At 53.8% G+C, this 13,876-nt stretch carries 12 protein-coding genes and 2 tRNA genes; 11 read left to right on the forward strand and 3 right to left on the reverse strand.

Going from position 1 to position 13,876, the window contains the following annotated elements:
• The first annotated feature begins 211 nt into the window (after positions 1 to 211).
• The 3 genes from secG (at position 212) to CWM58_RS28445 (ending at position 1,183) form a co-directional block, all read left to right on the forward strand.
• On the forward strand, positions 212 to 541 hold the full coding sequence (gene secG / locus CWM58_RS06845) for a preprotein translocase subunit SecG (RefSeq protein ID WP_100680594.1): 330 nt from the start codon (positions 212 to 214) through the stop codon (positions 539 to 541).
• Between the two features lie 9 nt (positions 542 to 550).
• Positions 551 to 637 (forward strand) — tRNA-Leu (locus CWM58_RS06850).
• A 297-nt stretch (positions 638 to 934) separates the two neighbouring features.
• Positions 935 to 1,183, forward strand: coding sequence for a hypothetical protein (locus tag CWM58_RS28445; RefSeq protein WP_162493299.1), 249 nt, complete (start codon positions 935 to 937; stop codon positions 1,181 to 1,183).
• Positions 1,184 to 1,224: 41 nt separating this feature from the next.
• Here the strand turns inward: CWM58_RS28445 and CWM58_RS06860 are convergent, their stop codons facing one another.
• The 3 genes from CWM58_RS06860 to argG form a co-directional block, all read right to left on the reverse strand.
• Positions 1,225 to 1,776 carry a YfaZ family outer membrane protein gene (locus CWM58_RS06860; RefSeq protein WP_061153202.1) on the reverse strand — a complete coding sequence of 184 codons (552 nt, stop codon included), beginning with the start codon at positions 1,774 to 1,776 and terminating at the stop codon, positions 1,225 to 1,227.
• A gap of 350 nt (positions 1,777 to 2,126) precedes the next feature.
• The gene (locus CWM58_RS06865) at positions 2,127 to 2,756 is read right to left on the reverse strand and encodes a winged helix-turn-helix transcriptional regulator (protein WP_023323319.1); all 630 of its coding nucleotides are present in this window, start codon (positions 2,754 to 2,756) and stop codon (positions 2,127 to 2,129) included.
• 172 nt (positions 2,757 to 2,928) lie between these two features.
• Complete coding sequence (gene argG, locus CWM58_RS06870) at positions 2,929 to 4,272, reverse strand: argininosuccinate synthase (RefSeq protein WP_061153203.1); 1,344 nt, start codon at positions 4,270 to 4,272, stop codon at positions 2,929 to 2,931.
• Positions 4,273 to 4,579: 307 nt separating this feature from the next.
• Between argG and CWM58_RS06875 the strand changes: the two genes are divergently transcribed.
• From CWM58_RS06875 to pnp, 8 genes are all read left to right on the forward strand, one after another.
• Positions 4,580 to 4,656, forward strand: a tRNA-Met gene (locus CWM58_RS06875).
• Positions 4,657 to 4,864: 208 nt separating this feature from the next.
• Positions 4,865 to 5,317: a ribosome maturation factor RimP gene (rimP, locus tag CWM58_RS06880; RefSeq protein WP_002918364.1), complete on the forward strand. Its 453-nt coding sequence runs from the start codon at positions 4,865 to 4,867 to the stop codon at positions 5,315 to 5,317.
• Positions 5,318 to 5,344: 27 nt separating this feature from the next.
• Positions 5,345 to 6,832, forward strand: a complete 1,488-nt coding sequence (gene nusA / locus CWM58_RS06885; protein ID WP_008806630.1) for a transcription termination factor NusA — start codon at positions 5,345 to 5,347, stop codon at positions 6,830 to 6,832.
• A 24-nt stretch (positions 6,833 to 6,856) separates the two neighbouring features.
• On the forward strand, positions 6,857 to 9,547 hold the full coding sequence (gene infB, locus CWM58_RS06890) for a translation initiation factor IF-2 (RefSeq protein WP_061153204.1): 2,691 nt from the start codon (positions 6,857 to 6,859) through the stop codon (positions 9,545 to 9,547).
• A gap of 102 nt (positions 9,548 to 9,649) precedes the next feature.
• Positions 9,650 to 10,051, forward strand: a complete 402-nt coding sequence (gene rbfA / locus CWM58_RS06895; protein WP_002918248.1) for a 30S ribosome-binding factor RbfA — start codon at positions 9,650 to 9,652, stop codon at positions 10,049 to 10,051.
• A complete protein-coding gene (gene truB, locus CWM58_RS06900) occupies positions 10,051 to 10,995 on the forward strand; it encodes a tRNA pseudouridine(55) synthase TruB (protein ID WP_100680595.1) in 945 nt (314 codons plus the stop codon). The genes rbfA and truB overlap by 1 nt, the downstream gene beginning before the upstream one ends.
• Positions 10,996 to 11,143: 148 nt before the next feature.
• On the forward strand, positions 11,144 to 11,413 hold the full coding sequence (rpsO, locus tag CWM58_RS06905; protein WP_004106090.1) for a 30S ribosomal protein S15: 270 nt from the start codon (positions 11,144 to 11,146) through the stop codon (positions 11,411 to 11,413).
• A 242-nt stretch (positions 11,414 to 11,655) separates the two neighbouring features.
• Complete coding sequence (gene pnp / locus CWM58_RS06915; protein ID WP_061153206.1) at positions 11,656 to 13,791, forward strand: polyribonucleotide nucleotidyltransferase; 2,136 nt, start codon at positions 11,656 to 11,658, stop codon at positions 13,789 to 13,791.
• Positions 13,792 to 13,876 lie beyond the last annotated feature (85 nt).

The following is a 13,876-nucleotide window of genomic DNA, read 5'->3' on the forward strand; positions in this document are numbered from 1 at the left end:
TAAAAAGGCGGCGCTTGCCGCCTTTTTTATGATAGAAAACCGACTTTTTGCTGTTTTTTTCTGCAGTTGATACAATGTGTCGAAATTGCCCTTGCGAAGGTCATTCGCTTTGGTTAGTATTCACACCCGCTTCAGTGGGAAACGTTAAAACGTCCCGCTTTATTGGTCGAAGCACTTGGTATGCGGCAAATCCGCAAGGAACAGGTTGATTATGTACGAAGCTCTTTTGGTAGTTTTCCTTATTGTAGCGATTGGCCTTGTTGGTCTGGTTATGCTGCAGCAAGGTAAAGGCGCTGATATGGGAGCCTCCTTCGGTGCAGGCGCTTCCGGCACACTGTTTGGGTCCAGCGGTTCTGGTAACTTCATGACCCGTATGACCGGCATCCTGGCTGCGCTGTTCTTCATCATCAGTCTGGCGCTGGGTAATATCAACAGCAACAAGACCAGTAAAGGAAGTGAGTGGGATAACCTGAGCGCGCCGAAAACGGAGCAAACTCAGTCAACTGCACCGGCTCAGCCGAGCAGCGACATCCCGCACTAAGTATTCTGTACCGAGGTGGTGGAATTGGTAGACACGCTACCTTGAGGTGGTAGTGCCCTAACGGGCTTGTGGGTTCGAGTCCCATCCTCGGTACCAATATTCCAGAAAAAAGACGCTGAAAAGCGTCTTTTTTTGTTTTTGTCCCCACCGGCCATTTATTTATAAACATCTCTTTGCTGGTTCCCTCCTTTTACTGTCGTTAAAGTCGCCTCGTCAAATTAACAGAGGTGAAGTGACATAATGAACAAGATCGGGTTGCTTATCGTCGCCGGCGTGCTCGGTTTAGCAGGGTGCAGTTCAACATCGCCCTCCCAAACGGTGGAGACGATTAATGCGCTAACGGTACCGGTATCGCACAGTGAGCCTGGGGCTACAGCGAATAATGCCCAGGCGGTGACGCGCTATTTCCAGGACAATACGGCACTGATTGGTCGCCTTAACCATTCGTTGAAAAATCATTATTTGCAGGATGTGGAGCGCCGCGATGTGTTTGACAGACATAGTGAGGCGTACCAGGTGTATGGCGCCCTGACCCGTCTGGAGCAGATGGCGTCCATGAATGACGTTTACCGGAAAGAGAATAATGTTGCTGGTCTGCAGGAGATCAACCGCGTGCTGAAAAGCGTGCCGTTGGCCAGCTGAGAGAAGACAGGGACTGCCGGACGGCAATCCCTGTGTAAGGATTAAAAGCGGAAGTTAACCCCGGCATAGGCCCCGTCGGCCAGGGTGTTGTCACGATGGCCATCTTTCCCCGCAATATCGATATAACGATAGCCTGCTTCGATATTCAGAGACGGGAGCACGTTAATACGTAATCCGGCATTGGCCTCCACATAATCATCGACGCCGCTGGACATTGAGTCTGGTGAGTAATAGCCCTCACCGAAGAGCGTGAAGTACTGGCCGAGGGGGAGCTCTGCTCCGCCACCTGCAGCAATGGCGTAACCTTCATCCCCATCGTTGGGGTTCAGATAGACACCTTTACCGCCCAGCGTCATCAGAAAAGGCCCAAGGTTAAAGTTGTAGCCCATTCCCAGTCCTACGCTATCCCCGTCGTTGTCGCTGTGGACCCACTGGGTATTGAACGTCATACCCGGTTCCCCGGCGCCAAAGCTGGCGGAGAGATTGGTGAACTCGGCACCGGCTTCACCATGCAGGTTAACGGATGCGCAGACGGCGCTGCTGGCCCCCAGGGCGATCATCACGGCAACCAATTTTGGAGTAATAGACTTCATTGTGGAATTCCTTCAGATAAAAAAAAGCCCGATACGGGCGTTCGGGCAAAATTAACGGGTTCTTGGATCTCATCGTTATGGTCGCTGCAGACGACAGGCGAGGGGGTCAACTCCCGCTACCGCTGCTAACGCCTGGCCGATTTCCGGTGGCACATCCTGAGCCGGTGCAGGCCCGGCGGTTAACGCCGTGAGTGGCTGCCTGCTGGTCGAGCCCAGGGACATGTTGTCCGCCGGTAAATTCAGATGCTCAGCATAAAATTTTTCTTTTTTTACCGTTAGCGTTTATTGATTTAAATTTAAACATTTTCAACAGTGAGGTGAATAACAACAAATAAAGGTGACTGGCGCGGTCAAAATTTTTCAGGAAGTGAGGCGATGCTTTGCAAATAACCGCCGCGGGCAAAGGCAATATAACCGCCTTTCTTTAATGCTGACAAGACATTGAGAATACTGCTGCGCGACAGGTGGGTCCTGTCCTGAATATATTCAAGAATAGACACGCGCTGTCGGGTCTCTTCGGTTAATAGCATCATTTCCAGTAGATGGTTACGTATGACCGAATAGGTTCGCTGTTGCAGGACCAGATCGTCACGATATACCAGGTACGAAGTATGATAGGCCAGCAGGCTGGTCACCTCTTCCCAAAGGTTATGCTGGCGAAATAGTGCGGAGGCCAGGTCATAGTCGATCCGTAGCAGCTCGGAAGAGACCTCCGCCCGCAGACTATGGCTACGACTAGGCTGTAGCATTTCCGCCACGCCGAAAAGGTGCGGCTCATAGACGGTTACCATCAATAGCTTGTCGGAATTACGGATAATCGACAGTTCGCCTTTTTTAAAAATAAAGAGCTGAGTTTTGCCTTTATATTCCCATGTCAGTCTTTTTCTGGCGATCGCGTTAACGGGCGTGGCGTGCGGCTCAAGCACATCGATCAGTCGGTCAATGGCCTTTTGTGGCCTGATCGGTGGTTTAATATTCATTATGTTTATCACCAGATATGAATTAATCAATTGAAGTTATTATAGTCAACAATTTTGCTGGTCGGGCGATAAGGAAAAAATGCGTCCTGGCGATTTTTTTTGATGTTGGTGGGTAACAAAAAATAAAAAGCCGGCGGAAAGCCGCCGGCGGAGAGCAAACATCGTCAGGCGATTATTTGCCTTTGTTTTCCAGATTCTCAACCTGCGGTAAACCGGTTGCTGAGGAGGCGCTCAGCAGGCCAGACTGGGCATAGCCAAACAGCTTCTCGCGGGTATCGGTGATATCCAGATTACGCATGGTCAGCTGACCGATACGGTCTTCGGCGGTAAACATAGAATCGCCTTTTTCCATGGTCAGACGCTCTGCTTTATAGGTCAGGTTGTCTGAAACGGTATTGAGGATCGAGTAGTCGTTACCGCGACGCAGTTCGAGGGTGACTTCACCGGTGATCTGGCTGGCAACCCAGCGTTGCAGTGAATCACGCAGCATCAGCGCCTGGGAATCGAACCAGCGTCCCTGATACAGCAGGCGGCCCAGCTGACGACCGTGGGCGTGGTATTGCTCGATAGTATCTTCGTTATGGATACCGGTCAGCAGACGCTCATAGGCGATATGCAGCAGCGCCATCCCCGGGGCTTCATAAATGCCGCGGCTTTTCGCTTCGATAATGCGGTTTTCAATCTGATCGCTCATGCCCAGACCGTGGCGACCACCGATACGGTTGGCTTCCAGCATCATCTCGACGTCATCGGCGAAGGTTTTGCCATTCAGCGCCACCGGATGGCCTTGCTCAAAGCGTACAGTCACCTCTTCCGCAGGGATCTTCACGGTTTCGTCCCAGAACTTCACGCCCATAATCGGGTTGACGATCTTGACGCTGGAGTTCAGGAATTCGAGGTCTTTCGCTTCGTGGGTCGCGCCGAGCATGTTGGAGTCGGTGGAATAGGCTTTTTCGACTGACATCTTGTAGTCAAAGCCGCAGGCGATCATAAATTCGGACATTTCGTGACGGCCGCCGAGTTCATCAATAAAGTCGCTGTCCAGCCACGGCTTGTAAATCTGCAGTTCAGCATTGGTCAGCAGGCCGTAACGATAGAAACGTTCGATATCGTTGCCTTTATAGGTGCTGCCATCGCCCCAGATGTTGACGCCATCTTCTTTCATTGCCGCCACCAGCATGGTGCCGGTGACCGCGCGGCCCAGCGGCGTGGTGTTGAAGTAGGTCAACCCACCGGTGGTGTTATGGAATGCGCCACACTGAATCGCCGCGATCCCTTCTGCGACCAGCTGTTTGCGGCAGTCGATCAGACGGGCACCTTCGGCGCCATACTCTTTCGCGCGGCGCGGAATAGCATCGTAGTCGTCTTCGTCCGGTTGACCCAGGTTAGCGGTATATGCATAAGGCACGGCGCCTTTTTTGCGCATCCATAACAGCGCGGCGCTGGTATCCAGTCCACCAGAGAAAGCGATACCAATACGTTGACCAACCGGGAGATGCTTGAGAATCGTCGTCATAAAATAAAACCCTGCTCGATAGACTGTGGTGAGTTCGACTCAACAACCTTAACTGCATTTTTATGCATTAATTGTGAGTATTCATTTAACCATCTTTTACTGGCGACAGGAAGGGCTTCATCATCTTTTTGCTAAAAAAGCCTGAAATACCAGCACAAACGGCAATCGGGGGTGATAAAATGCATGTTGACAAAATATACTAATTGCCGATACAATTCACCCCGATTTTATGTCCCGTCTTCGGTACCAAATCCCAGCAGTATTTGCGTCTTTTACTCAATAAGAGTAAAATATGCCACGTTTCAGGCGCGGGGTGGAGCAGCCTGGTAGCTCGTCGGGCTCATAACCCGAAGGTCGTCGGTTCAAATCCGGCCCCCGCAACCACTTTCCCATTAAGTACTTTTTCAAATATACTGTGAGGACTAAGTGTCCTTCGTAGCCGAATTTGAAAGAATTCTTGCGGAAGGTGTTCCAGATCGCCATGGCGATCTCAGGGTTCAGTTATCTAAAGCCCCGATTTATCGGGGTTTTTTGTTATCTGACTTCAGAATAACTGGGCTATACGCCCTTTTTTTATGTCTTGGGGGTGGGTTTGTCCACATTAGAGCAAAAATTAACAGAGATGCTCACTGCGCCGGTTGAAGCGCTTGGCTTTGAGCTGGTCGGCATCGAATTTATTCGCGGTCGCACATCCACACTGCGCATCTATATTGATAGTGAAGATGGCATCAACGTTGATGATTGTGCTGATGTGAGCCACCAGGTAAGCGCCGTCATGGATGTTGAAGACCCGATCACTGTCGCTTACAACCTGGAAGTCTCTTCGCCTGGTCTCGACCGTCCGATGTTCACCGCCGAACACTATCAACGTTTCACTGGCGAAGAAGTTGCGCTGGTGCTGCGCATGGCGGTTCAGAACCGTCGCAAATGGCAGGGCATTATCAAAGCGGTAGACGGTGAAATGATCACGGTAACCGTCGAAGGCAAAGATGAAGTGTTCGCGCTGAGTAACATCCAGAAGGCGAACCTGGTTCCCCACTTTTAACAGTCTGGATTGAGGTGAAAGGCCCCGATGAACAAAGAAATTTTGGCTGTTGTTGAAGCCGTTTCCAACGAAAAAGCGCTGCCGCGCGAGAAAATTTTCGAAGCGCTGGAAAGCGCGCTGGCAACGGCCACCAAGAAAAAATACGAACAAGAGATCGACGTTCGCGTAGAAATCGACCGTAAGAGCGGTGATTTTGACACCTTCCGTCGCTGGCTGGTTGTTGAAGAGGTGACTCAGCCGACGCGCGAGATCACGCTGGAAGCGGCGCGTTACGAAGATGAAAGCATGAACGTCGGCGACTATGTCGAAGATCAGATTGAGTCTGTTACCTTCGACCGTATCACCACGCAGACCGCTAAGCAGGTTATCGTGCAGAAAGTCCGCGAAGCCGAGCGCGCGATGGTGGTCGATCAGTTCCGCGAGCACGAAGGTGAGATCATCACCGGCGTGGTGAAAAAAGTGAACCGCGACAACATCACCCTGGATCTGGGCAACAACGCTGAAGCCGTGATCCTGCGTGAAGATATGCTGCCGCGTGAAAACTTCCGTCCGGGCGACCGCATCCGCGGTGTACTGTACGCTGTCCGTCCGGAAGCGCGTGGCGCCCAGCTGTTCGTGACCCGTTCCAAACCTGAGATGCTGATCGAACTGTTCCGCATCGAAGTGCCGGAAATCGGGGAAGAAGTGCTGGAGATCAAAGCGGCAGCTCGCGATCCGGGCTCTCGTGCGAAAATCGCGGTGAAAACCAACGACAAGCGTATCGACCCGGTTGGCGCTTGCGTCGGTATGCGCGGTGCGCGCGTGCAGGCCGTCTCTACTGAGCTGGGCGGCGAACGCATCGATATCGTCCTGTGGGATGATAACCCGGCGCAGTTCGTGATTAACGCCATGGCGCCGGCAGACGTCGCGTCTATCGTGGTGGATGAAGATAAACACACCATGGATATCGCGGTGGAAGCGGGCAACCTGGCGCAGGCGATTGGCCGTAACGGTCAGAACGTTCGTCTGGCTTCGCAGCTCAGCGGCTGGGAACTCAACGTGATGACCGTTGACGATCTGCAGGCTAAGCACCAGGCGGAAGCGCATGCCGCTATCGATACCTTCACCAAATATCTCGATATTGATGAAGATTTCGCGACAGTGCTGGTTGAAGAAGGCTTCTCCTCGCTGGAAGAACTGGCCTATGTGCCAATGAAAGAACTGCTGGAAATCGACGGTCTGGATGAAGCCACCGTTGAAGCACTTCGTGAGCGTGCGAAAAACGCACTGACTACGCTGGCGCTGGCTCAGGAAGAAAGCCTGGGAGACAACAAACCTGCCGATGATCTGTTGAATCTGGAAGGTCTGGATCGTGCTCTGGCATTCAAACTGGCCGCCCGTGGTGTTTGTACGCTGGAAGATCTCGCCGAGCAGGGCGTTGATGACCTGGCTGATATCGAAGGGATGACCGACGAGAAAGCTGGCGAGCTCATCATGGCTGCTCGCAACATTTGTTGGTTCGGCGACGAAGCGTAATAAACTGTAGCAGGAAGGAACAGCATGACAGATGTGACTATTAAAGCGCTGGCCTCAGAAATTCAGACCTCTGTGGATCGCCTGATACAGCAATTTGCTGATGCAGGCATTCGCAAATCAGCTGATGATTCTGTGACCGCGCAAGAGAAGCAAACCTTGTTAACGCACCTGAATCGTGAACACGGTTCGGCGCCTGACAAGCTGACGTTGCAGCGTAAAACGCGCAGCACGTTGAATATTCCAGGTACCGGTGGAAAGAGTAAATCGGTACAAATCGAAGTCCGCAAGAAACGCACCTTTGTGAAACGCGATCCGCAAGAGGCTGAACGCCTGGCCGCGGAAGAGCAGGCGCAGCGTGAAGCGGAAGAGCAGGCCCGTCGTGAAGCTGAAGAAGCAGCGAAACGCGAGGCGCAATTAAAAGCTGAACGTGAGGCCGCAGAACAAGCTAAACGTGAAGTCGCTGATAAAGCGAAACGTGAAGCCGCGGAAAAAGACAAAGTGAGCAATCAACATACCGACGAAATGACCAAGACCGCCCAGGCTGAAAAGACCCGCCGTGAGAACGAAGCAGCGGAGCTGAAGCGCAAATCGGAAGAAGAAGCACGCCGCAAACTTGAAGAAGAAGCGCGCCGTGTAGCGGAAGAAGCACGCCGTATGGCTGAAGAAAATGAAAAAAACTGGACTGAAACTCCAGAAACCCCTGAAGAAACGACCGACTACCACGTAACCACCTCTCAGCATGCGCGTCAGGCTGAAGATGATAACGACCGTGAAGTCGAAGGCGGCCGTGGTCGTAGTCGTAGCAGCAAAGTGGCTCGTCCGGCCAAAAAAGGCAACAAACACGCTGAATCTAAAGCTGACCGTGAAGAAGCCCGTGCGGCCGTTCGTGGTGGCAAAGGCGGCAAGCACCGTAAAGGTTCCGCTCTGCAGCAGGGCTTCCAGAAGCCGGCTCAGGCTGTTAACCGTGACGTTATCATCGGCGAAACCATCACCGTTGGCGAACTGGCTAACAAGATGGCGGTGAAAGGTTCTCAGGTCATCAAAGCGATGATGAAGCTGGGTGCCATGGCGACCATCAACCAGGTCATCGACCAGGAAACCGCACAGCTGGTTGCCGAAGAGATGGGCCATAAAGTTATCCTGCGTCGTGAAAACGAGCTGGAAGAAGCAGTAATGAGCGACCGTGACACCGGCGCTGCGGCTGAACCGCGCGCACCGGTAGTGACCATCATGGGTCACGTTGACCACGGTAAAACCTCGCTGCTGGACTACATTCGTTCTACTAAGGTTGCCTCCGGCGAAGCGGGTGGTATTACCCAGCACATCGGCGCCTACCACGTAGAAACCGATAACGGCATGATCACCTTCCTGGATACCCCGGGCCACGCCGCGTTTACCTCCATGCGTGCTCGTGGTGCGCAGGCAACGGATATCGTGGTTCTGGTGGTGGCAGCAGACGACGGCGTGATGCCGCAGACTGTGGAAGCTATCCAGCACGCCAAAGCGGCGCAGGTGCCGGTAGTGGTTGCGGTGAACAAGATCGATAAGCCGGAAGCGGATATGGATCGCGTGAAGAACGAACTCTCCCAGTACGGCGTAATGCCGGAAGAGTGGGGCGGCGAAGCGCAGTTCATCCCGGTATCCGCGAAAGTCGGTACTGGTATCGACGACCTGCTGAACGCTATCCTGCTGCAGGCTGAAGTTCTCGAACTGAAAGCCGTACGTAACGGTATGGCGAGCGGCGCGGTCATCGAATCCTTCCTCGATAAAGGTCGTGGTCCGGTGGCTACCGTTCTGGTTCGCGAAGGTACCCTGCATAAGGGCGATATCGTACTGTGTGGCTTTGAATATGGCCGCGTGCGTGCGATGCGTGACGAACTGGGTCGCGAAGTTCTGGAAGCGGGTCCGTCCATTCCGGTGGAAATCCTCGGTCTGTCCGGTGTTCCGGCTGCGGGTGATGAAGTGACCGTGGTTCGTGACGAGAAAAAAGCGCGTGAAGTTGCACTGTATCGTCAGGGCAAATTCCGTGAAGTTAAGCTGGCGCGTCAGCAGAAATCTAAACTGGAAAACATGTTCGCTAACATGACTGAAGGCGAAGTTCACGAAGTGAACATCGTGCTGAAAGCGGACGTGCAGGGTTCTGTCGAAGCGATTTCCGATTCCTTACTGAAACTGTCTACCGACGAAGTGAAAGTGAAGATCATCGGTTCCGGCGTAGGTGGTATCACCGAAACCGACGCGACCCTGGCAGCAGCTTCCAACGCGATTCTGGTTGGCTTCAACGTTCGTGCCGATGCCTCTGCACGTAAAGTTATCGAAGCGGAAAGCCTGGATCTGCGTTACTACTCCGTCATCTATAACCTGATCGACGAAGTGAAAGCAGCGATGAGCGGCATGCTGTCTCCGGAACTGAAACAGCAGATCATTGGTCTGGCTGAAGTACGTGATGTGTTCAAATCGCCGAAATTCGGCGCCATCGCAGGCTGTATGGTTACCGAAGGGACGATCAAACGTCACAACCCAATCCGCGTACTGCGCGACAACGTGGTTATCTATGAAGGCGAGCTGGAATCCCTGCGCCGCTTCAAAGATGACGTCAACGAAGTCCGTAACGGCATGGAATGTGGTATCGGTGTGAAGAACTACAACGACGTTCGCGTTGGCGATATGATCGAAGTGTTCGAAATCATCGAAATCCAGCGTAGCATCGATTAATCATCTGATGGCTAAGCAGCCGGGGAAGCGAAGCGCCACCCGGCAATCATTTTAAAAAGGGGCTTTTGGCCCCTTTTTTGTCTTTATTCTGGAGAACTTATTATGGCGAAAGAATTTGGTCGCCCGCAGCGTGTGGCCCAGGAGATGCAAAAAGAGATTGCCATCATCCTGCAGCGTGAAATCAAAGATCCGCGTCTGGGCATGATGACCACCGTTTCCGGTGTGGAAATGTCCCGCGACCTGGCCTATGCCAAGGTATATGTCACCTTCCTGAACGACAAAGATGAAGCCGCGGTAAAAGCGGGCATCAAAGCGCTGCAGGAAGCCTCTGGCTTTATCCGCTCTCTGCTGGGTAAAGCGATGCGTCTGCGCATCGTGCCGGAACTGACTTTCTTCTACGACAACTCACTGGTGGAAGGGATGCGCATGTCCAATCTGGTCACCAGCGTGGTGAAACACGACGATGAGCGTCGTGTGAACCCGGACGACAGCAAGGAGGACTGATGAGTCGTCCTCGTCGTCGCGGCCGCGACGTGCACGGCGTATTGCTGCTGGATAAGCCTCAGGGCGCTTCCAGCAACGATGTGCTGCAGAAAGTAAAACGTATTTATAACGCCAACCGCGCCGGGCACACCGGCGCGCTGGATCCGCTGGCGACCGGTATGCTGCCAGTGTGCCTTGGCGAAGCGACCAAGTTTTCCCAGTATCTGCTGGACTCCGATAAGCGTTATCGCGTGATTGCCAGACTGGGCCAGCGCACGGATACCTCCGATGCCGACGGTCAGGTGGTGGAAGAGCGTCCGCTAACCTTTAGCGACGAACAGCTGGCGGCGGCGCTGGAGAGTTTCCGCGGCGAGACGCAGCAGGTGCCGTCGATGTACTCGGCGCTCAAATATCAGGGCAAGAAGCTGTACGAATACGCTCGCCAGGGTATTGACGTCCCGCGGGAGGCCCGGCCGATTACGGTCTATGAGCTGCTGTTTATTCGCCACGAAGGCGATGAACTGGAGCTGGAGATCCACTGCTCGAAAGGCACCTACATCCGGACGATTATCGATGATTTAGGTGAGAAACTCGGCTGCGGCGCGCACGTGATTTTCCTGCGTCGCCTGGCGGTGAGTAAATACCCGGTTGAGCGGATGGTGACCCTCGAGCAACTGCAGGCACTGGTCGATCAGGCGGCGGCGCAGGATATCCCTGCCGCGCAACTGCTTGATCCGCTGCTGATGCCGATGGACAGTCCGGCTTCGGACTATCCGCTGGTGACGATTCCGGAGACTTCCGCGGTCTACTTTAAGAACGGCAACCCGGTACGTCAGTCTGGCGCGCCGCTTAGCGGGCTGGTGCGGGTGATGGAAAACGAGTCTGGCAAGTTTCTCGGCATGGGCGAAATTGACGATGAAGGCCGCGTGGCGCCGCGTCGTCTGGTGGTGGAATACCCGGCGTAAGCGCTTTTCTTGCGATAAAAGCCTGCTACGAGTAGAATATCGCCGCTTAACGTCCGCTAAAGTGTTTTAACATTTTCGGGCGTTGCATCAGGGGTCGCTGAATTAGAGATCGGCACCCTTTCTTTCTTTTAATTTTTGGAGTTATAAAATGTCTCTAAGCGTTGAAGCTAAAGCAAAAATCGTTTCTGAGTTTGGTCGTGGCGAAAACGACAGCGGTTCTACCGAAGTTCAGGTTGCACTGCTGACCGCACAGATCAACCACCTGCAGGGCCACTTTGCAGAGCACAAAAAAGATCACCACAGCCGTCGTGGTCTGCTGCGCATGGTTTCTCAGCGTCGTAAACTGCTCGACTACCTGAAACGTAAAGATGTTGCACGTTACTCTTCGCTGATCGAGCGTCTGGGTCTGCGTCGCTAATTCTGCGAGTTTCAGAAAAAGGGGCCTGACGGCCCCTTTTTTCGACCGGGCGGCAGCAATTCATTCAAAACTCATGTATTGTTGCTAGTAATGATCTTCATGCAGAGGTTCGCGCGGCTAATGAGAGGCTTCATCCGCAGGGGCGGGTAAAGGTTGTCATTAGTCGCGAGGATGCAGAGGATCGGGTCAATAGACGCTATGTCGTGGATATGGCGTCATTTATAGATAAAAAGGATAGAATTTTGCTTAATCCGATCGTTCGTAAATTCCAGTACGGCCAGCATACCGTGACCCTGGAAACCGGCATGATGGCGCGCCAGGCAACGGCCGCTGTGATGGTTAGCATGGATGACACTGCGGTATTCGTTACCGTTGTGGGTCAGAAAAAAGCGAAGCCAGGCCAGGACTTTTTCCCGCTGACTGTTAACTACCAGGAGCGTACCTACGCTGCCGGTAAAATCCCGGGTGGTTTCTTCCGTCGTGAAGGCCGTCCAAGCGAAGGTGAAACCCTGATCGCGCGTCTGATTGACCGCCCGGTTCGCCCGCTGTTCCCGGAAGGCTTCGTTAACGAAGTTCAGGTTATCGCCACTGTCGTTTCCGTTAACCCGCAGGTTAACCCGGATATCGTCGCGATGATCGGCGCTTCCGCTGCGCTGTCCCTGTCTGGTATTCCGTTCAATGGCCCAATCGGCGCCGCGCGCGTGGGTTACATCAACGACCAGTACGTACTGAACCCAACCCAGGAAGAACTGAAGTCCAGCAAACTGGACCTGGTGGTTGCCGGTACTGAAGCGGCCGTGCTGATGGTTGAATCCGAAGCTGAACTGCTGAGCGAAGACCAGATGCTGGGCGCAGTGGTCTTTGGTCACGAACAGCAGCAGATTGTTATCCAGACCATCAACGATCTGGTGAAAGAAGCCGGTAAACCGCGTTGGGACTGGCAGCCGGAAGTCGTTGATGCCGCGCTGAACGCGCGCGTGGCTGCACTGGCTGAATCCCGCCTGAGCGATGCTTACCGTATCACCGACAAACAAGAGCGTTACGCTCAGGTTGACGTGATCAAGTCTGAAACCATCGCCACGCTGGTTGCAGAAGATGAAACCCTCGACGCTAACGAACTGGGTGAAATCCTGCATGCTATCGAGAAGAACGTTGTTCGTAGCCGCGTACTGGCAGGCGAGCCGCGTATCGATGGCCGCGAAAAAGACATGATCCGTGGTCTGGACGTTCGTACCGGCGTACTGCCGCGTACTCACGGTTCCGCACTGTTTACCCGTGGCGAAACGCAGGCGCTGGTTACCGCGACCCTGGGTACCGCACGCGATGCGCAGAACATCGACGAACTGATGGGCGAGCGCACGGACTCCTTCCTGTTCCACTACAACTTCCCTCCGTACTCCGTAGGCGAAACTGGCATGGTGGGTTCTCCGAAGCGTCGTGAAATCGGTCACGGTCGTCTGGCTAAGCGCGGCGTACTGGCCGTGATGCCGACTATCGACGAATTCCCGTACACCGTTCGCGTGGTGTCTGAAATCACCGAATCCAACGGTTCTTCTTCCATGGCTTCCGTCTGTGGCGCCTCTCTGGCGCTGATGGACGCGGGTGTACCGGTGAAAGCCGCCGTTGCGGGTATCGCAATGGGCCTGGTGAAAGAAGGCGACAACTTCGTTGTTCTGTCTGACATCCTGGGTGACGAAGACCACCTTGGCGATATGGACTTCAAAGTAGCGGGTTCCCGCGACGGTATCTCTGCGCTGCAGATGGATATCAAAATTGAAGGTATCACCAAAGAAATCATGCAGGTTGCTCTGAACCAGGCTAAAGGTGCGCGTCTGCACATCCTGGGCGTGATGGAACAGGCGATTAACGCGCCGCGCGGCGACATCTCTGAATTCGCACCGCGTATCCACACCATCAAGATCAACCCGGACAAGATCAAAGACGTTATCGGTAAAGGCGGTTCTGTTATCCGTGCCCTGACCGAAGAAACCGGCACCACCATCGAAATCGAAGATGACGGTACCGTGAAGATCGCAGCGACCGACGGCGACAAAGCGCAGCACGCTATCCGTCGTATCGAAGAGATCACTGCTGAGATCGAAGTTGGCCGTATCTACAATGGTAAAGTGACCCGTATCGTTGACTTTGGCGCGTTCGTTGCCATCGGCGGCGGTAAAGAAGGTCTGGTTCACATCTCGCAAATCGCTGACAAGCGTGTTGAGAAAGTGACTGACTATCTGCAGATGGGTCAGGAAGTACCGGTTAAGGTTCTGGAAGTTGACCGTCAGGGCCGTGTCCGTCTGAGCATCAAAGAAGCAACTGAACAGACTCCGTCTGCCGCAGCGCCGGAAGCTCCGGTCGCCGAGCAGGGCGAGTAAGGTTGCCGTTAGCCCTCCGCTTTTGCGGAGGGCGTTTTACGGGCAGGACGCCTCGTTTGCAGCCGGGGAACAGGACGTTCATCCA

It is taken from the genome of Klebsiella sp. H-Nf2, assembly GCF_002806645.1.
Taxonomy (GTDB): Bacteria; Pseudomonadota; Gammaproteobacteria; order Enterobacterales; family Enterobacteriaceae; genus Klebsiella; species Klebsiella variicola.

Bases quoted from the DNA above. Each gene is read 5' to 3' on its own strand.
- infB (WP_061153204.1), top strand. From the start codon at position 6,857: ATGACAGATGTGACTATTAAAGCGCTGGCCTCAGAAATTCAGACCTCT.
- nusA (WP_008806630.1), top strand. From the start codon at position 5,345: ATGAACAAAGAAATTTTGGCTGTTGTTGAAGCCGTTTCCAACGAAAAA.
- rbfA (WP_002918248.1), top strand. From the start codon at position 9,650: ATGGCGAAAGAATTTGGTCGCCCGCAGCGTGTGGCCCAGGAGATGCAA.
- secG (WP_100680594.1), top strand. From the start codon at position 212: ATGTACGAAGCTCTTTTGGTAGTTTTCCTTATTGTAGCGATTGGCCTT.
- CWM58_RS06860 (WP_061153202.1), bottom strand. From the start codon at position 1,776: ATGAAGTCTATTACTCCAAAATTGGTTGCCGTGATGATCGCCCTGGGG.
- CWM58_RS06865 (WP_023323319.1), bottom strand. From the start codon at position 2,756: ATGAATATTAAACCACCGATCAGGCCACAAAAGGCCATTGACCGACTG.
- truB (WP_100680595.1), top strand. From the start codon at position 10,051: ATGAGTCGTCCTCGTCGTCGCGGCCGCGACGTGCACGGCGTATTGCTG.
- argG (WP_061153203.1), bottom strand. From the start codon at position 4,272: ATGACGACGATTCTCAAGCATCTCCCGGTTGGTCAACGTATTGGTATC.
- rpsO (WP_004106090.1), top strand. From the start codon at position 11,144: ATGTCTCTAAGCGTTGAAGCTAAAGCAAAAATCGTTTCTGAGTTTGGT.